Source organism: Streptomyces sp. NPDC039736, assembly GCF_055596485.1.
Window position 1 is genome coordinate 1 of the sequence record NZ_JBVIUQ010000003.1, and the last position, 17,322, is coordinate 17,322.

Genomic DNA, 17,322 nt, shown 5'->3' on the forward strand with positions numbered 1-17,322 from the left:
TCTTCGAACTCGTCGACTACGGCGTCGTCGGCGACCTCTTCGAGGTCGTCCCCCAGCTCACCGCCGAGGTCGAAACCCGCAAGGGCTGACCTGCGTCAGCACCGGGCGCCGGCCCCCCGGCCGGCGCCCGCAAGCCGTGTCCCGAGGGCCCGTCGCGATCACCGTGACGGGCCCTCGGCGTCCGCCCGTACCGCCTTCTCCAGCAGCGTGAACGACTTCGGCGCCCCGCCCGGCTGCGGCTTCCCCGCCTTGCTGCCGACGATCCGGTACCCGGCGTCCACATAGAACGCGGTGAGCCGCTCGTTCCCGGCCAGGCAGTCCAGCCGCACCCGGGTGCGGCCCGTCTCCGCCACCCGGCGCTCCGCCGCCCGCAGCAACCGCCTTCCGGTGCCCGGCACGACCCTGCTGTGGTCGACCATGAGCCGGTGCACATATCCGGCCGTCGGCGGCCGCGACCCCCAGGCGTCCTCGTCCTCCCACCACAACTCCCAGGCCCCGACGATCCGTTCGGCGCCCTGCGCCACCCAGACCTCGCCGTCCTTCATGATCCGGCGGAAGTGGTCACCGTCCAGCTCGCCGGGCCGCCACTGGCCCGTGACGCCCCGGGCGAGCATCCAGCGGGCAGCGTCGTCGCGCAGCCGGACGAGATCGTCGAGGTCGGCCTCGACGGCGGGCCGGAGCTGAAGATCGTTCATGCCGAGATCGTCGCACGCGCGCGCGAACCCCGACGGCACCGGAACGGGGCCGCGGCGGCGGCCGGTCGCAGGGGCGCCCCCACCCGGGGCGCGGTGACCTCCTCGCCCCGGCAGGCGACACGCGGCAGGAGGGCCAGCTCGACGGTCATCCGTGCAGGGTAGTCAGCCGGTCGCCGCCGTGGTGCCCCCGCCCGGGTCCCCGGCAGCTCCCGGTTCCGCGCCGCCCGTCAGTGTCCGCCACAGGAACGTGTACTTCAGCGCGTACACGTCGGCGGTCTGCGCGTTGTCGTTCGCGCCCGCGTGGCCGCCGCCCGGGGTCTCGTGGAAGTACACCTCGTGCCCCTGCTCGCGCAGCCGCGCCGCCGCCTTGCGGGCGTGGCCCGGGTGGACGCGGTCGTCGCTGGTGGAGGTGAGCAGCAGGACCGGCGGGTACGTCCGGTCGGCCCGAAAGCCGTGGTACGGGGAGATCGCCTCCAGGTGCGGGCGGTCCGCCGGGTCGTCGGGGTCGCCGTACTCGGCCGTCCAGGACGCGCCCGCGAGGAGCTTGTGGAAGCGCAGCATGTCCAGCAGCGGCCAGCCGATGACGCACGCGCCGAACAGGTCCGGGTAACGGGCGAGCATGGCCCCGGTGAGGAGGCCGCCGTTGCTGCGGCCGTCGACGGCGAGCCGCCCGGGGGTGGTCAGGCCGCGCGCGACGAGGTCGCGGGCCACGGCGGCGAAGTCCTCGAAGGCACGCGGCCGGTCGGCCTTCAGGGCGGCCTTGTGCCAGGCGGGGCCGTACTCGCCGCCGCCCCGGATGCCCGCGAGGACGTACCGGCCGCCGCGCGCGAGCCAGGCCCGGCCGTGCAGGGCGCTGTAGCCGGGGAGGAACGTGTGCTCGAACCCGCCGTAGCCGTGCAGGAGGGCCGGGGCCGGCTCGTCGTGGTCGGGGCCGGTGACGAAGTAGGGGACGCGGGTGCCGTCGTCGGACACCGCGAAGTACTGCCGTACGGACAGCCCCCGGGTGTCGAAGAGCGCGGGGGCCTGCTTCAGCACTTCGCTGTCACCGGTGGCGGTGTCGCCCCGGTGCAGGGCGGGTGGCTGGAGGAACCCGTCGGTCTCCAGGAAGTACTCGTCAGAGTCCGCGTCGGCGCCGACCACGCCGGCGGAGGCCAGCGGCGGGACTTCGGCGAGCGGCCGCCGCTGCCAGTCGCCGCCCCCGGCGACGGGCTCCAGCACCTCGATGCCCGTCGCGACGTCGCTGAGCGTCTCCAGGATCAGGTGGTCACGGGTCCAGGAGTACCCGGCGAGCGCGGTCCGCCCGGTCGGGGCGAACAGCACGACCGGCTCGCGCGCACCGCCCAGGAACTCCTCGAACCGGAAGGCCAGCAGTGAGCCCGCGGGCTGCCCCAGCCACTTTGACTTGGGCGCCACCACCAGCCACTCGCGGTGCGCGTGCGCGTACGCGTCATCCGGCACGTCGATCCGGACCCACTGCCCGTCCTGGCCCAGCACATGGGTCTCGGAGTTCCAGAAGTCGCGCTGGACGTGCAGGAAGTCGCGTACGAACCCGTCCGTCGGGTCGCGCCACGCGGACACGGAGAGGTCGTCGGCGGACACCTCGTGCACCGGCTCGGCCTCCTCGGCCGGCGTTCCGCGCCGCCAGCGGCGTACGGTGCGCGGGTAGCCGGACGCGGTGAGGGTGTCGGGGCCCAGGTCCGCGCCGAGGTAGACGGTGTCGTCGTCGATCCATCCGATACGGGTCTTGCCCTCGGGCACCCGGAACCCGTCCGGCACGAACTCCTTGGTCTCCAGGTCGAATTCGCGCACGACCACGGCATCGGAGCCGGACGGGGACAGTTGGACCAGCGCGCGCCGGAAGTCGGGGCGCCGGACGGGCGCGCCCGCCCAGACCCAGTCGGTGCCCTCGGCCTCGGCGAGCGCGTCGACGTCGAGGAGGGTCTCCCAGGCGGGTTCGTCGGTGCGGTACGCGTCGAGCGTCGTACGCCGCCAGATGCCGCGTACGTGGTCGGCGTCGCGGCGGAAGTTGTAGAGGTGGCGGCCGCGGCGCGTGACGTGGGGGATGCGCCGGGCGTCGTCGAGGACCTCGCGCAGCTCTTCCGCCAGGGCGGCGCGGGCGGGCGTGCCGAGTGCCTGTTCGGCCTCGGCGGTGCGCTCGCGTACCCAGGCGAGCGCTTCGGGACCTTCGACGTCCTCGAGCCAGAGGTAGGGGTCTTCAGTGATCACAGGGTGAGTATGCCGACCCGGCGCGGGGGCGGCCGAGGCCGGTCGCGGGGGCGGTGGACGGTTGCGGGGGGGCAGACGGTCGAGGGGGGCAGGCGGTCGCGGGGGGGGGGCGGACTGCCCCAGTGGCACCGTTGCCTCCCTAAGCTGACCCGCATGATGTCAGGCGTACGGAAGGTCCTGTGCGGGGCGGCCGTCGTGCTGCTGGGCGCGCCCGCCGCCTTCGGCCCGCCGGAGACGGTGCTGATCGCCGCTTCGGCCGTGGCCGCTGTGCTGACCGTCCTGCTGCCCCGGCCCGCCGGACGCGTCCCGGTGCTCGTCGCCGCCTGGTCCGCGCCGGTCCTCTCGCTGGGGGCGGACGTCCTGCACTCCGGTCGGCAGGGTGTCAACCTGCTCTGGCTGCCGGTCGAGTTCACGGCCCTGCTCGTGCTCACGGCGCGGCTGGTGCGCCGGGGGACGGGCCGTTCGGTGCCGGCCGCCGTCGCCGCGCTGGCGACCGTCCTGGTGCCGCTGCGGTTCACCCTCCGCAATCCGGCCACGGAGGGCGAAGCCTCCGTGCTGTTGGCCGTGGCCGCCCTGGTGCCGGTGCTGGGCGCGGTGGGCGTCGGGCTGAGGCTGCGGTGGAGCGACGCGCGCGCCCGGCAGGTCGTGCTCGACGCCCGCAGGGAGCAACGGCTGCACATGGCGCGGATGTTGCACGACTACGTCGCCCACGAGCTGACCGGCATCGTGATGGAGGTGCAGGCGGCCCGGATCACGCCGTACGACCCGAAGGAGTACGGAGAGTTGCTCGCCCGCCTGGAGGAGTCGGGGCTGCGCGCGCTGGACCGGATGGACGAGACGCTGGCCGCCCTGCGCCGGGCCGAAGCCCCGGCACCGGACCCGCGCGCACCGGTACAGCCGGTGCTTCCGGAGCGCCTGCACGGACTGGACGGGCTGCCCGCCCTGGTCGACCGCTTCGGAGAGTCGTCCTCCCTGCCCACCTCGCTCGATTGCGACGAGACGCTGGTGAACGCCCTGACCCTGCACCCGGACGCCGACGAGGCGGCGTACTCGCTGGTCCTGGAGGCGCTGACGAACGTACGCCGCCATGCTTCGGGAGCCGCTGGAGTACGCGTCGCCGCGCGCCGCGAGGGATCGCTGCTGCGGGTCTCGGTCACCGACTGCGCTGACGGCAGCGCCCCACGGGGCCGGAGGGACGACGGCGGCCGGTGGGACCGTCGGGGCGGCGGCACGGGCCTGTCGGATCTGGAGCGCCGGTTCGCCTCCCTGGGAGGGGAGCTGTCGGCGGGCCCGCACGGGGACGGGTGGCGGGTGAGCGGGACGCTGCCGTTGGCACAGAGGGCGGAGGAGTTCAGCGCTTCCGGCGTCTGAGGGGGCGTGGGGCGGGGCGGGGGGCCGCCTCACCGGCCTTGGGCCACAGGTCGCCGCACCGGGCCCGTGGGCGGGGCGTCACCCCACCGGGCCCACGGACTACAGATCCCCCACCGGGCCCGTGGGCCACAGATCCCCATCCGGCCCGTGGACCACAGGTCCCCACCCGGCACGTGAGCCACAGGCGGCACCCCGTCCGGCACGTACGGGAAACCGGTCCGTCGATCTCTGCCGAACGGCAGATGCGCCCCGGCCCCCGCTCGGCGATTCTCGGTCCGTCGGCAGGCCCCGCGCCGCCGGACCCCATGTCGCCCGGCCCCTGGAGCAGCCCGTGCCCACCCCTTCCCGCATCCGTGCCGTCGCCGCCTGCGCGACTCTCGCCACCGTGCTCGCCCTCAGCGGCTGCGCCGCCGCGAAGGACGCCGAACCCGAGGTCAAGACGTTTCCCGTCCCGGGGGGCTCCCTGAACGTCAAGGCGCACGGCAGTCCGGCCGACCTGGTCGCCACCGATCGCGAGGACATCCAGGTGACCCGTTGGTTCGACACCGGCTGGGGCACGGACCCCAAGAGCAGTTGGAAGCTGGAGGACGGCGTGCTGGAACTCGTCGCCGCGTGCGACGGGTTCGCCAACTGCGACGTACGGTTCCGGGTCGAGGTGCCCGAGGGCCTGAAGGTACTGCGGGACGGAAGGCCCACGGACCTCAAGGGCTCCCCGCCCCCGCGGCGGGACGGGGCCGCGCCCCACTCCCGTGTCCCCGACGCCCGCGACCGGGCCTGAGGGGAGACACGGCCGCCATGACGAACACCACGCCCAGCAGCCCCACGGCGCCGCCCGTGCTGGAACTCCTCGGCATCACCAAGGTCCACCGGGGCGGCAAGCGCGCCGTCGACGGCCTGACGCTGCGCCTGGAGCCGGGCATGCTCGGCCTGCTCGGGCCCAACGGCGCCGGAAAGTCCTCCCTGATGCGCATCGCCGCCACCGTGACCCGCCCCACCCGGGGCCGGGTGCTCTTCCGGGACACGGACGCGGTCGCCGGACCCGACACCCTGCGCCGCGAGCTCGGCTACCTGCCGCAGGACTTCGGCGTCTACCCGAACCTCACGTCCCGGCAGTTCCTCTCCTACCTCGCCGCGGCCAAGGGCCTGTCCGCGCGCTCGGCCCGGTCCCGTATCGACGAACTCCTCGAACTGGTCAACCTCACGGATGCGGTGAAGCGCCCGCTGGGCGCCTACTCGGGCGGGATGGTCCGCCGGGTCGGCATCGCCCAGGCGCTGCTCGCGGACCCGTCCGTGATCGTCGTGGACGAGCCGACCGCCGGCCTGGACCCCGAGGAACGCGTGCGCCTGCGCAACCTGCTCGGCGACCTGGCCGCCACCCGCGTGGTCATGCTCTCCACGCACATCGTCTCCGACGTCGAGTCGGTGGCCTCCGACATCGCGGTCGTCGCCGGGGGCAGGCTGCTGCGCCGGGCCTCGCCGGAGGAACTGCTGGCCACGGTGCGCGGCCGGGTGTGGGACGTGCTGGTCGACCCGGCCGACGTGCCGGTCGTGCAGCGGAGCCACCTGGTCAGCCGCATGATCCGGACGGACGGCGGGGTACGGGTGCGGCTGCTCACCGACGCCCCTCCGTACGCGACCGCCGAACCGGCCGTCCCGGACCTGGAGGACGCGTACCTGACGATCGTCCACGAGTCCGCGAACGCCCGCGGTCTCGGTGCGGGGGTGCGGCGATGAGCAGGCTCCTGCGCCTCGCGACCGCCGACTTCCGGGACCGGGTGCGCCGTCCGGCGTACGTGGTGATCCTGTGCGCCGCCGTCGGCCTCGGCCACCTCGCCACGCCCGGTGCGGACGCGGGCTGGGTGGTGATGCAGGTCGGCACGTACCGGGGCGAGTACAACAGCGCGTACATCGGCATGGTGGTGGCCCTGGCGGGCGCCGTGTGGCTTTCGCTGGGCGGCTTCTACGTCGTACGCGATGCCATCGCCCGCGATCACGACACGGGGGTGGGCCGTCTCCTCGCCACCACGCCCCTGCGCACGACGGCGTACCTGGCGGCGAAGTTCCTGAGCAGCGTGCTGGTCCTGGCCTCGATGCTGGGCGTACTGGTCCTGACCGCGCTGTTCATGCAGCTCGCCCGGGGCGAGGTGACGGCTGTGGACCCGGTGGCCCTGGTGTCGCCGTTCGTGCTGATCGCGCTGCCGCTGATGGCGTTCACCGCGGGAGCCGCCCTCCTCTTCGAGGCGATTCCGCTGCTGCGGGCGGGCTTCGGCAACATCGTCTGGTTCTTCGGCTGGATGTACCTCGCGGTCGGCGGCCAGTCGGGCGACGCGCCGCTGGGCGGGATCGGGGTGCACGACGTGGTGCGGTCGCTGACGCGCGACATGACCGCGCAGGGCATCGACCTCGTGAAGGCGGGTGAGTTCAGCCTCGGCCTGACCATGATCGACGCACCGCTGACCACGTTCGTCTGGCACGGCTTCGACCCCGGCGCCGGGTATCTGGCCTCCCGGCTGGCGATCGTGGTCCTCGCCGTCACGCTGGCGCTGGTGCCCGCGTTGTGGTTCCCGCGCTTCGATCCGTCGCGGGATCGGCAACTCGGGAAGCCGACGGCTTCGTTGTCCGCGGACAACACATCGACGTTGTTGTCCGCGGACAACGCTTCAGCCCCGCCGCACACCGCGACCACATCCGGAACACCCGCCTCCGCGTCCTTCACCTCCGCCCTCAAAACCCCCGTCGAGCTGGGCAGTTCGACGCTCCGCCTGCTCACCGGCCAGACCCGCGTCCTGCTCCAGGGCATCCCCCGGTGGTGGTGGGGAGGCGTGGTCACCGTCACCGGGGTCTCCCCACTGGCCACCGGCACCGCGGCCCACTACCTCCTGATCCCGGCGTGGATCTGGCCCGTGCTCATCTGGTCCCGACTGGGCGCCCAGAGCCACGGGTCGGGGGTCGATTCCCTCCTCGGCGCCTACCCGTCGGCCCGCCGCCGGATCGCCGCCGAGTGGCTGGCCGGGTTCCTGCTCACCGCGGTGTCGGGCCTGGGCCCGGCGGTCCGGATGGCCGTCGGCGCGGACGGGACAGGCCTCGTGCACTGGTCGGTCGCCGCGCTCGCCATCCCGTCCCTCGCCCTGCTCCTGGGCACGGTCAGCCGCAGCCCCCGTCTGTTCCAGGTGACGTACCTGCCACTGTGGTTCGCCACGGTCAACGGCATCGCGCCGCTGGACTACATGGGGGCCCTGCGCACCGCGGACGGGACGCCGGCCGGGATGCCCCCGCTGTTCCTGCTCACCGTGACGGCGGCGATGCTGGCCCTGACCTTCCTCACGCACGCGGCCCGCCGGGCGGCGTCCTGACCGGGCGCTGCCGGGCCGCCCCCTGCCACCGTCAGCCCTCCCCCAGCACCTCGTCACGCTTCGCCACCCAGCGCAGCGAGTCCCGGATGCCGTCCTCGACGGAGAGGGTGGGCCGCCAGCCCAGCAGGTCGGCGGCAAGGGTGCTGCTCGTGTACGCGCCCGCCGTGTCCCCGGGGCGCGGGCCCGCTTCGGCGACCTTCAGGGACTCGCCGGTGACCCGCTCGAAGGCGGTGACCAGTTCGCGGACCGTGGTCCCGTTCCCGGTGCCGAGGTTGACGACCCGGTACGGGTCGGTCCCGGTGACCGTGTCGAACCGGCGCAGGGCCGCCACGTGCGCCAGCGCGAGGTCCCAGACGTGGACGTAGTCGCGGATGCCCGAACCGTCGCGGGTCGGCCAGTCGGTGCCCGTGATGCGGAAGGTGCCGCCGGTGCGGTGCTTGTCGATCATCTGCCCGAGCGCGTGGCTGGGCGTGCGGAGCTGGAGGCCGGTGCGCAGCTTCGGGTCGGCGCCGATGGGGTTGAAGTAGCGCAGCGAGACCACCTTGGTGGGGCCCGCCACGGCCACGTCCCCGAGGATCGACTCGAAGACGGCCTTGGTGTTGGCGTACGGACTGAGCGTCTCGATCGGCGAGTTCTCGTCGACCCTGCCGTCCTCGGCCGCCCGGTAGATCGAGGCCGAGGACGAGAAGAGCAGCCGGGTGCACTTGTTGCGGGCCAGGTGCTGGAGGAACTCCACGCCCTTGGCCACGTTCTCCCGGTAGTAGCCGAGCGGGTCGGCCACCGAGTCCGGTACGACGATGAGCGCGGCGGCGTGCACGACCGCGTCGATGTCCGGATGCTCGGCGAAGACGCGGTCGATCAGCCCGCCGTCGCAGATGTCGCCCTCGTAGGCGGTGCGGCCCTTGGTGAACTCGGCGCGGCCCGTGACGTAGTTGTCGAGGATCACGGTGTCGATGCCGTGGTCGGCGCACGCGGAGGCGATGGTGGAGCCGATGAATCCGGCACCGCCGGCGATGAGAACCTTCATGGTCGCGATCCTTACCTGGTGGTGCTGTGCCTGGTCGAGCCGCCCCGGCGGGAACGGCGGAACCGACAGGCCGTGGCCCGTCCGGTCAGGCGGGCACTGTAACGCCGCCAGGTGCCGGTTCCGGGCCCGGGGGCAGGGGGCGGGCGCGGTGCGGGCCGCGATGGGGCCCGTCGCGTGAGCGGATCTTGATCGCCGGCGACCGCGGCTTGCGGCGTGGTGATCCGACGAACGACCAGTGGGCCTCCGGCGCGCAGCCCGACGGCCAGCACGGCATGCGACCACGCGTGATGTCAATACGACACGGTGTCGAGGCCCCCGGAGCCCATGAAGTGATCAAGGTCTTGTGGCTCGGGGGCCGCCTCCCTAGGTTGTCCAAGATCTTTTCATGTCCTGGACCCCTCCCGGACATCCGAGACGCGACGTCTGGAGTTCATATGGGCGTGAACGCGCGGGGCTTCACCACCGGCGCGGACGTGTTCGCCCCGGCCGATCCCGCTGTGCCGGGTGCGCAGCCCGGAACAGCGTGATGTTCAAGAGCTACGTGGAGCTCCTGAGGCTCCCGGGCGCGAGCGCGGCGGCGGTTCCCGCCGCGCTCGCGCGCCTGGCCACCACCATGATTCCGCTGGCGTTGCTGCTGACCCTCGTCCAGTCGGGCCGCTCCCTGGCGGTCGGGGGCAGTGCGGGTGCGGCGTACGCCGTCGGCAGTGCCGTGGGAGGGCCCGTCATCGGACGGCTGATGGACCGGATCGGCCCGAGCCGGGTGCTGCTGGTCACCGGACCGGCCGCCGGTCTCGTTCTGGTTGTGACCGCGCTCTGGGCCGGGGGCGCGTCAACGGGTGCGGTGCTCGCCGCCGCGGGCGCGGCGGGCCTGACCACCGCACCGGTCGGCGCGTCGATGCGGGCGCTGTGGACCGGCCTCACAGAGGACCCGGGGCTGCGGCAGCGGGCGTACTCCTTCGAGGCGACGCTCAGCGAGCTGCTGTTCATTCTCGGGCCGACAGCCGTCACGGTGCTCGGCACAGTGCTGGGGGCGCGAGGCGCGCTGCTGGCCACAGCGGCCCTCCTGGGAGCCGGCGGGCTCGGATACGGGCAGGCGACGGCCGTACGGAAGCACGGCCCGCGACCCCGGTCCGGTGCCGCCCGGACGGAGCAGACACGGGACCGGGCCGGTGCCAGGCGGACCGCGGCCTCGGCCGTGCTGGCGGCCATCGCGCTGACGGCGGCGCTGTCCAGCGGACTCGTGGTGGCGGTCACCGCGTCGCTGCAGGATCAGGGGTCGGCGCCTGAACTCGCCGGAACCCTGGTCGCCCTCCAGTCCGTCGGTAGCGTGGTCGGCGGCCTGATCTACGGTGCCCGCACCTTCGGCGGCACGACGTACCACCGGTACCTGCGGCTGCTGGTCGTGCTGGTGCTCGCCCTGGCCGTCCTGCCGGTGACGCGGCTGGCGTACGACGCCGGACTGCCGGCCGCCTGGGCGCTGGTACTCCTGGGCGCCTTGCTGGTGCTCAGCGGCCTGCCGATCGCTCCGGCCGGGGCGGAGGAGTTCCAGCTCGTCGGAGAGATGGCCGCTCAGGACAAGGCGACCCAGGCGTTCGCGGGCGTCGGCAGCGTCATCGCGATCGGCGGCGCGGCGGGCTCGGCCGTCACGGGCTTGGTCGCCGATCACCTGGGTTCGGCCGCGGCGCTCTGCCTGCCGGCCGTCTTCACGCTCGCCGCTCTCCTGGTGAGCCTGGCAGCCCGCAAACCGATCATCCGAGCCGTTGCCGCCCCCGAGGTGGAGCACACCGAACCGCCGGCCTCGACTTCGCCGGCCCCGAACAAGGGAGAACCACACTCATGAGCACCGAACCCGGCGTACTCGCCGTCGTCGAGAGCCAGTTGTCGAACTTCGGGCTGACACCGTTGCGCGCGGCCCACGAACTCGGCTTCCACACCGTGCTGGTGAGCAACGACCCGGACCGCTACCGCGTGGTCGGCATCGCCGAGGAGGTCTTCGCCAAGCACATCGACCAGATCGTCCGGGCGGACACCAACTCCGTGGAGGCGGTCGTCGATGCCTTGCGGCCGTTCCATACCGAGGGCCGGCTGCGGGGCGTGATGACGGTCACCGATTACAACATCCCCGTCGTGGCCGAGGTCGCGTCCCGCTTCGGCCTGCCGGGCCTCTCCCCGCAGGCCGCCCGCGCATGCCGGGACAAGCTGCTGACGCGGTACGCCTGCGCGGAGGCCGGTGTCGCGGCGCCGGGCTTCCACCAGGCCACGAGCGAGCAGGAGGCCCTCGACGCCGCGGACCGGTTCGGATACCCGTGCGTGGTGAAGCCGATGACCGAGTCGGCCGGCATCGGCGTCACCCTGTGCCGCACGCAGGACGAGGTCCTCGCGGCCTACCGCGACATCAGCTCGTCGCCGACCGACTTCCGCGGCCAGCCCCGGCGCCCCGGCGCACTCGTGGAGGAATACCTCCTGGGCTTCGAAGTGAGTGTCGAATCCGTTCTGGTGAACGGCGAACGCCGCGTCCTGGGCGTCACCGACAAGGCACTCGGCGCCCACCCGTACTTCGTGGAAATGGGCGACACCTTTCCGTCGATGCTGTCCGCGCCGGTGCGTGAACAGTGCACCGAGCTGGCGTGCCGGGCGCTGGAAGCGGTCGGACACGACTTCGGCGCCGCACACGTCGAGGTGAAGGTGACCGCCAAGGGCCCCCGCATCGTCGAGATCAACGGCCGCATGCCCGGCGCGGAGATCACTCAGCTCATCCGCGAGGCGACAGGCGTCTACCTCCAGCGCGAGGTGGTCAGGCTCCACACGGGGCAGCCCGCCGATCTCACGGCGACCCGCGACCGGGCCGCTGCCTCCCGCTACCTGGCCGCCCGCACCTCCGGCACTCTGACCGGGATCGGCGGCAGCGACCTGGCGCTGCGCGTTCCCGGCGTGGTGGACGTGGACCTGGAGGCCGCCCCCGGGGACCGGGTCCGCCCGGCCGAGAACAACCTCGATCTGCTGGGCTATGTCGTCGCGGTCGGCGACACCACCGGCGACGCGGTGCGCAGGGCGGAGGCGGCTCTGGGCCAGCTCACCCCGGTGATCGACCCCGTCGGCCCGGCGGCCTCCGTGCCCGGGAACGACCGATGAGCGCCGCGCCCGGGGCGGGCCGCCCCGCGACGGTTCGCGTGGCCGTCCACCGAAGCCTCGATGAGGCGGACACGGGACGGTGGGACGCGCTGCTCGGCCCCCGCGGCTTCTACGCCGCGACCCCCTGGCTGCGGCACGCCGAGGGCACCGCCGCCACGCCCCCGTACTACTTCACCGCGTTCGACGGCCCCGAACCGGTCGGTGTCCTGCCCGGCTACCCGCTGGAGCACGGCACGCCGTTCGTCTTCTGCAGTCCGGGCCGGGTCGTCGACTCCATTCACCGGAGCGCGACCGGGGAGGACGCCCCCTGGACGGCCGAACTTCTGCCGGCTCTGGCCTGCGGGGGCCGCAACCCCTCCCACACCAAGGCGGGGGTGCATGCCGGCCTGGACCGGACCCGGCAGCACGAGACGCTCGCGGCCCTGGTGCAGGCCGCGGAACGGGAGGCATGGGCGGCGGACCTGCAGGCCGTGTCGTTCCTGTACGTCGACGAGGACGACGACCTCCTGCGCGGCGTCCTCACGGAACAGCAGTACGTCGCGCTGCCCGGCCAGACCGCGTACTCCCTGCCGGTCCCGGACGACGGCTCCTTCGACACCTACCTGACGGGGTTCGAGCAGCGACGCCGGGTGAAGATCAAGCGGGAGCTGCGTGCGCTGGACGAGGCCGGGGTCACCTACCTCACGCAGCCGCTCACCGCGGACATCATCGATCAACTGGCCCCGCTGGAGCTGGCGCTCTACGCCAAACACGGCACCCCGGCCGACGCGGACGCCTTCAAGGCGGTCCTGCGCAGCATCGCCGACCGGGCGGGCGCCGCGGCACGCGTCACCACCGCGTACCTCGACGGACACCTGACGGGCTTCGTCCTCACGTTCACCCACCGGGGCGAGATGTACGCCCGCCAAGCCGGATTCGACTACGCGGCACAGGGCAAGCTGCCGCTCTACTTCGGCCTGGTCTACTACGAGTTGCTCCGGACAGCGCTCGCCGAGGGTCTTTCGCAGATCCACTACTCCACCGGGTCGGACCGGGTGAAGCTGTCGCGCGGCTGCACACCGCGGCGACAGTTCGCCTACGTCAAGGCCCGCCGCGCCGAACACGGGGAACGGCTGTCCCACCTCGCACAGCACTGGTCCAGCTCCTGAAGGAGATGCGGGGCTCTGGCGGCTCCGGGTCCCGTACTCCCGCGCCGTCCGAGGACGGCGGCGCAGGGCCGCACGCGTTCCTCGACTCCCGCACAGTGGCGTTCCGGTCGGGGCATCGGCGGCCCCGCGAGAGACCCGGCCGGGTGCGGGCCGACAAGGCAAGACCGACTGCCGCGAGCGGCAAGCCGCCGAGTGCGGGACCGATCGTCCCAGGCGCGACCGAACCGCACGACGCGATACGACGAACTCGCCGTCCGCCACGCGGCGACCGTGCTGGTCGCAGTCCTCGACGAGCGGCCGCGACCAGCACTTTCCCGACCCTCAGGACAGCAACTGCGTGAGGCGCGCGAGGTCGTCGTGCACGGACTCCTGTTCCTCCGCGGTGAGATGGACTGCCTTGGCCGCGGCGAGCGCGGACGCCGCGGCCTCCTCGTCGCCGAGACGGGTGGCGACGTCAGCACGCAGCACCAGAAGACGCAGCAGTTGCACGGGCGTGGGCCGCTCGTCCCGTGGGCGCAGCGCCCGGTCGATGATCTTCGCGGCGCCCGTCAGGTCCTCCCTGGAGTCGGCGAGGAGGGAAGCCTGGTGCACCGCCCGGTCGAAGGTCTCCCTGGGCACGGGGCGGTGGTGCTGGTCGTCACTCATCTGCTGTCCGACACGGATGCAGTTGCCGCCCGGATCGGTCATGAGGAACTGCCGCACGCCGTGTGACGTGTCCTTCAGCGACCCGATCCGCGGCAGCCCACGGACCGGTACTCGCCCGTGCGCCGCCTTCAGCCGGGCCCGAAAGGTCTCGTGCAGTCCGTCGATGTCATCGGTCTGGACGATGCAGGTACTGAACGACTCGGTCGGCTCGTAGTCCTTCATCCCGAAGAAGTGGAGCTGTATGCCGCCGAGCGCGACGGCTGCGTACACATTGGGACTCTTCTGCTGGAAGGTCACCTCGAACCCAAGGGTCGTGTAGAAGTCGAGAACGGGTTGGATGGTCCGACACGGCAGGATCGGAATCGTCTTCTCGCTCATGCTGGCCAATCTAGTCACAGCGAAGAGAGGGCTGAGGGGTAAATCAGCGATGCGCTGACGGGACCTCGGCGCCGTACACCGGCTCCAGAGCCTGGCGGTCGCCAGTGCGTAACGACTTGCGTGCTGAGGTGCCCGCGAGGGCCGCACATCGCTCACATGCCGGTGGTCGGTTGACTCTCCCACTCTGGGGGACCCGAGAGTTGAGTGCATGTACGTCGACGACGCCGAGTGATGCGGCATCGGAGAAATCGGGACGCCCGCCGATCATTTGAACCGACATGCGCGGGAGGCGGTCCCGGGTTCGCCCCTGCTCGGTGACGACATGACAGCGAGGAGGCCCGGCTGCGCGCCCCGGGTGTCACCGACCCCGCCTGATGCCACCGCGTAGATTGGGTGATCATCCGCCGCCGCCCGAGGAGCCCCGTGTCCACGAATCTGTCCGTCGCGCCGACACCGTCCGCGCCCGCGCTGACGCTTCGCCCGTGGCGGGACGAAGACGCGCCGGGCCTCGTCGCGGCACATCGGGACCCCCTCCTGACCCGCTGGCTGGCACACCACCTGGCCGACGAGGCGCAGGCGCTTCGCTGGATCGGGGAGCAGACCGAAGGGCGCGCGGCAGGCACCCGGTTCAGCTTCGCCATGGTGGAGGAGGGGTGCACGGTCGGGCACATCACCGTCAAGCGGGCGAAGGCCGCGGGCTCGGCCGAGGTCGGCTACTGGACGGCGGGCAGCGCCAGGGGGCGTGGCATCGCCCCCCGCGCCCTGGACGTGCTGTCCCGGTGGGCACTCGGACCGGAATGCCCCCTTCCGGTGACACGGCTCGAGCTGCTGCACGCCGTCGGCAACGAAGGCTCCTGCCGGGTGGCCCTGAAGTGCGGGTACGCCCTGGAAGCCGTCCTTCCGCCGCTGCCGCCCTCCCGCCCCGGCAAGGGACATCTGCACGTGCGGGAGGGGTGACGAAAGTCGGAGCGACGCAGACCCGGGCCCGGCGCAGCACCCGGGCCTAGGGCAGCAGTTGGCGGAGCATCTTCTCGTACGCGTCCGCCGTCGGCGGCTCGTCCGCGAGCAGCCCCTGGAGCAGCAGACCGTCGTAGGCGTGCGCGAAGAGGTCGACCCGCAGGGGGTCGTCGGTGAGCCGACGGGCGAAGGTGCGCAGGGCCTCGGCCCAGCGGCGGTTGGGGCCGCGCAGTTCGGGACGGCGGGCGGCGCGCAGGCAGAGCTCGAACTCGGCGTGCAGGCGGCCGCGGTCCGCGACGCACTCGGCCATCAGGGCGGCCAGCGCCCGGTGCCGGTTGCCGTCGGGGCCTTCGGCGAGGGCGACGATCCGGTCGGCGTCCTCGTTCGTGCTGGTGGCCAGGGCCTCGTTGAGCAGGGCGTCGATGGACTCGAAGTAGTAGGTGCTCGCGGTGGACGGCAGTCCGGCCTCGCGGGCGACGGTGCGGTGGGTGACCCCGGAGGCGCCGTCGCGTTCGACGACACGCAGGGTCGCCTCGATCAGCGCGCGGCGTCGACGTTCCCCCTTGAGCCGGCGTCCGTCGGTGATGGGCACGCCCTCGGCGACCGGCCTGCCCGCGCCGGCCGATGCGCCCGCTCGGGACAGCGCGCTCGCTCCCGTCGGTGCGCCCGCTCCGGACGGTGCGCCCACCGGAGACGACGCACCTGCTCCGGTCGGTGCGCTCGCGCGGGACGACGCGCCCGAACCGCCCGGCATCTCCGCCCCGGCACACGCACTCGCTCCGGACGGTGCCATCGCTCCGGACGACGTCGACCCGGCCACGCCCGACGGCTCAGTCACCGTCGTCGACGTGGTCGCCTCCTGCGACACACGTACTGCCTTCGGCTCGCTCACGGTACGGTCGGCTCCTGTCCGGGACGGGTCACCGCGACCCTACCCGGCCCGCGGCCGGCCCTTCCCGGAGGTCAGCGGCACTCCGCGGGCTGCCGCACCCCGGCCGAAGCCTCCAGCACCACTCCCCGCTCCCCCGCCCGGCGCAGTTCCGTCGTCACCCGACGGACGCCGCCCAGCGCGAGCAGCAGTGCCAGTGCGCCGAAGCCGAGCGCCACCGCGAAGCCCGCCCCGATTCCGTACGCGTCCACGACCTGCCCGGACAACGCCGCGCCGAGCGCGATCCCGATGTTCAGCCCCGCGATCATCCAGGTCATGCCCTCGGTGAGGCGGGCCGCCGGGGTCACCTGCTCGACGATGCCCATCATCATCACCGCGGTCGGCGCGAAGAACACGCCCGCGAAGAACACCGTCACCGCCAGCGCCCCCACGCTGTTCACGAACAGGAACGGCACCGTGGTGACCGCCATGCCGATGACGCCGACGAGCATCATGCGCGGCAGCGGCGCTTTCCACTGCCGCGCCCCGAAGGTCAGTCCGGAGAGGGCCGATCCGACGGCGTACAGGGTGAAGACGATGCCCGCGGACCCCTTCTGGCCGTTCGCCCGGGCGAAGGCGAGCGCCATCGTGTCGACGGTCCCGACGATCGCCCCGCCGAACAGCAGGATCAGCGCCAGGATCACCACCGTCGGCGACCGCAGCACGGACCGCCGCTCGGCGCCGTCGGCCGACCGCGGCCGGACGGCGGGTTCCGTCGCCTTCTGCGGTACGAACAGGAGCACTCCGACCAGCAGGAGCACCAGCGCCACCACCGGCCCGGCCTCGGGAAACAGGCTCGTGCCGAGCATCACCGCGAAGGCGGGCCCGACGATGTAGGTGAGTTCGTCGACGACCGCTTCGAGGGAGTAGGCGACGTTCAGCCGCGGCGTCCCCCGGTAGATCTCCGTCCAGCGGGCCCGCACCATCGCCCCCATGCTGGGCATGAACCCGGCGAGGAACGCCAGCACGAACAGGCTCCAGACCGGGGCGTCGTACGTCGCGCAGAGCACCAGTCCGCCCAGTGCCGCCACGCTGATCCCGGTCGCGGGCAGCAGCACGCGCCCCTGGCCGAGCCGGTCGACGAGGCGGGAGGTCTGCGGGGCGATCAGGGCCATGGACAGGGTGAACGTTCCCGCGACGGCGCCCGCGAGCGCGTACGCGCCGCGGAGTTCGGAGAGCATCGTCAGGATGCCCATGTGGGTGATGGGCAGCGGCAGCCGGGCGAGCAGTCCCGCGGCGGAGAACGCCTTGGTCCCGCGCGCGGAGAAGAGTTCGGCGTACGGATTGGCCATGTGCGACCCCCTGTTCCGGTTCCGGGAGGAAGACGCGGACCCTCTCCTCGCCGAAACAACTTGAACGCTTGACCCACTTTCTATCACGCCCCGGCGACACGCCGGATCCGGAAGCCGCAACGACGGCTCCCGGGCACGGAGTTGCCCCCTGGGGCCCGAGGCCACCAAAA

General features: G+C 72.8%; 14 protein-coding genes and 1 pseudogene. 8 read left to right on the forward strand and 7 right to left on the reverse strand.

Annotated features, from left to right (window positions below):
• Positions 1 to 158 precede the first annotated feature (158 nt).
• The 3 genes and pseudogenes from ACZ56L_RS09395 to ACZ56L_RS09405 form a co-directional block, all read right to left on the reverse strand.
• Positions 159 to 695 carry a GNAT family N-acetyltransferase gene (locus ACZ56L_RS09395; RefSeq protein WP_471062848.1) on the reverse strand — a complete coding sequence of 179 codons (537 nt, stop codon included), beginning with the start codon at positions 693 to 695 and terminating at the stop codon, positions 159 to 161.
• The gene (locus ACZ56L_RS09400; RefSeq protein WP_471062850.1) at positions 692 to 844 is read right to left on the reverse strand and encodes a hypothetical protein; all 153 of its coding nucleotides are present in this window, start codon (positions 842 to 844) and stop codon (positions 692 to 694) included. Before ACZ56L_RS09400 ends, ACZ56L_RS09395 begins: the two co-directional genes overlap by 4 nt.
• 13 nt (positions 845 to 857) lie before the next feature.
• Positions 858 to 2,930: pseudogene (locus ACZ56L_RS09405) on the reverse strand (prolyl oligopeptidase family serine peptidase); the annotation flags it as partial.
• A gap of 144 nt (positions 2,931 to 3,074) precedes the next feature.
• Between ACZ56L_RS09405 and ACZ56L_RS09410 the strand changes: the two are divergent.
• The 4 genes from ACZ56L_RS09410 (at position 3,075) to ACZ56L_RS09425 (ending at position 7,645) form a co-directional block, all read left to right on the forward strand.
• Positions 3,075 to 4,292 (forward strand): sensor histidine kinase, encoded by a 1,218-nt coding sequence (locus ACZ56L_RS09410; protein WP_468685071.1) that lies wholly within the window; start codon positions 3,075 to 3,077, stop codon positions 4,290 to 4,292.
• A gap of 331 nt (positions 4,293 to 4,623) precedes the next feature.
• Positions 4,624 to 5,070: a hypothetical protein gene (locus ACZ56L_RS09415; protein WP_468685073.1), complete on the forward strand. Its 447-nt coding sequence runs from the start codon at positions 4,624 to 4,626 to the stop codon at positions 5,068 to 5,070.
• Positions 5,071 to 5,126: 56 nt separating this feature from the next.
• Positions 5,127 to 6,026 carry an ABC transporter ATP-binding protein gene (locus tag ACZ56L_RS09420; protein WP_468685757.1) on the forward strand — a complete coding sequence of 300 codons (900 nt, stop codon included), beginning with the start codon at positions 5,127 to 5,129 and terminating at the stop codon, positions 6,024 to 6,026.
• Positions 6,023 to 7,645, forward strand: coding sequence for an ABC transporter permease (locus tag ACZ56L_RS09425; protein WP_471062853.1), 1,623 nt, complete (start codon positions 6,023 to 6,025; stop codon positions 7,643 to 7,645). Before ACZ56L_RS09420 ends, ACZ56L_RS09425 begins: the two co-directional genes overlap by 4 nt.
• Positions 7,646 to 7,676: 31 nt before the next feature.
• On the opposite strand, the gene galE is transcribed toward ACZ56L_RS09425, so the two are convergent.
• Entirely contained in the window at positions 7,677 to 8,672 is a 996-nt protein-coding gene (gene galE / locus ACZ56L_RS09430) for a UDP-glucose 4-epimerase GalE (RefSeq protein ID WP_471062855.1), read from the reverse strand.
• Positions 8,673 to 9,198: 526 nt separating this feature from the next.
• Between galE and ACZ56L_RS09435 the strand changes: the two genes are divergently transcribed.
• Genes ACZ56L_RS09435 through ACZ56L_RS09445 form a run of 3 tightly spaced genes read left to right on the forward strand, consistent with a single transcriptional unit; the run spans position 9,199 to position 12,952 of the window.
• Positions 9,199 to 10,512 carry an MFS transporter gene (locus tag ACZ56L_RS09435; protein WP_471062857.1) on the forward strand — a complete coding sequence of 438 codons (1,314 nt, stop codon included), beginning with the start codon at positions 9,199 to 9,201 and terminating at the stop codon, positions 10,510 to 10,512.
• A complete protein-coding gene (locus tag ACZ56L_RS09440) occupies positions 10,509 to 11,804 on the forward strand; it encodes an ATP-grasp domain-containing protein (RefSeq protein WP_471062858.1) in 1,296 nt (431 codons plus the stop codon). The genes ACZ56L_RS09435 and ACZ56L_RS09440 overlap by 4 nt, the downstream gene beginning before the upstream one ends.
• A complete protein-coding gene (locus ACZ56L_RS09445; protein ID WP_471062860.1) occupies positions 11,801 to 12,952 on the forward strand; it encodes a GNAT family N-acetyltransferase in 1,152 nt (383 codons plus the stop codon). The genes ACZ56L_RS09440 and ACZ56L_RS09445 overlap by 4 nt, the downstream gene beginning before the upstream one ends.
• Before the next feature lie 321 nt (positions 12,953 to 13,273).
• Here the strand turns inward: ACZ56L_RS09445 and ACZ56L_RS09450 are convergent, their stop codons facing one another.
• On the reverse strand, positions 13,274 to 13,975 hold the full coding sequence (locus ACZ56L_RS09450) for a bleomycin resistance protein (protein WP_468685089.1): 702 nt from the start codon (positions 13,973 to 13,975) through the stop codon (positions 13,274 to 13,276).
• Positions 13,976 to 14,398: 423 nt separating this feature from the next.
• Here ACZ56L_RS09450 and ACZ56L_RS09455 point away from each other — a divergent pair, with 423 nt between their 5' ends.
• Positions 14,399 to 14,932 (forward strand): GNAT family N-acetyltransferase, encoded by a 534-nt coding sequence (locus ACZ56L_RS09455; RefSeq protein ID WP_468685091.1) that lies wholly within the window; start codon positions 14,399 to 14,401, stop codon positions 14,930 to 14,932.
• A gap of 46 nt (positions 14,933 to 14,978) precedes the next feature.
• On the opposite strand, the gene ACZ56L_RS09460 is transcribed toward ACZ56L_RS09455, so the two are convergent.
• Together ACZ56L_RS09460 and ACZ56L_RS09465 are read right to left on the reverse strand one after the other, a co-directional pair.
• The gene (locus tag ACZ56L_RS09460; RefSeq protein WP_471062862.1) at positions 14,979 to 15,620 is read right to left on the reverse strand and encodes a TetR/AcrR family transcriptional regulator; all 642 of its coding nucleotides are present in this window, start codon (positions 15,618 to 15,620) and stop codon (positions 14,979 to 14,981) included.
• Positions 15,621 to 15,895: 275 nt separating this feature from the next.
• A complete protein-coding gene (locus ACZ56L_RS09465; RefSeq protein ID WP_471062864.1) occupies positions 15,896 to 17,152 on the reverse strand; it encodes an MFS transporter in 1,257 nt (418 codons plus the stop codon).
• Positions 17,153 to 17,322 lie beyond the last annotated feature (170 nt).

Excerpts from the sequence above, each read along its gene's own strand:
- ACZ56L_RS09465 (WP_471062864.1), bottom strand. The coding sequence starts at position 17,152 with ATGGCCAATCCGTACGCCGAACTCTTCTCCGCGCGCGGGACCAAGGCG.
- ACZ56L_RS09410 (WP_468685071.1), top strand. The coding sequence starts at position 3,075 with ATGATGTCAGGCGTACGGAAGGTCCTGTGCGGGGCGGCCGTCGTGCTG.
- ACZ56L_RS09395 (WP_471062848.1), bottom strand. The coding sequence starts at position 695 with ATGAACGATCTTCAGCTCCGGCCCGCCGTCGAGGCCGACCTCGACGAT.
- ACZ56L_RS09435 (WP_471062857.1), top strand. The coding sequence starts at position 9,199 with ATGTTCAAGAGCTACGTGGAGCTCCTGAGGCTCCCGGGCGCGAGCGCG.
- ACZ56L_RS09445 (WP_471062860.1), top strand. The coding sequence starts at position 11,801 with ATGAGCGCCGCGCCCGGGGCGGGCCGCCCCGCGACGGTTCGCGTGGCC.
- ACZ56L_RS09425 (WP_471062853.1), top strand. The coding sequence starts at position 6,023 with ATGAGCAGGCTCCTGCGCCTCGCGACCGCCGACTTCCGGGACCGGGTG.
- ACZ56L_RS09400 (WP_471062850.1), bottom strand. The coding sequence starts at position 844 with ATGACCGTCGAGCTGGCCCTCCTGCCGCGTGTCGCCTGCCGGGGCGAG.
- ACZ56L_RS09440 (WP_471062858.1), top strand. The coding sequence starts at position 10,509 with ATGAGCACCGAACCCGGCGTACTCGCCGTCGTCGAGAGCCAGTTGTCG.
- ACZ56L_RS09450 (WP_468685089.1), bottom strand. The coding sequence starts at position 13,975 with ATGAGCGAGAAGACGATTCCGATCCTGCCGTGTCGGACCATCCAACCC.
- galE (WP_471062855.1), bottom strand. The coding sequence starts at position 8,672 with ATGAAGGTTCTCATCGCCGGCGGTGCCGGATTCATCGGCTCCACCATC.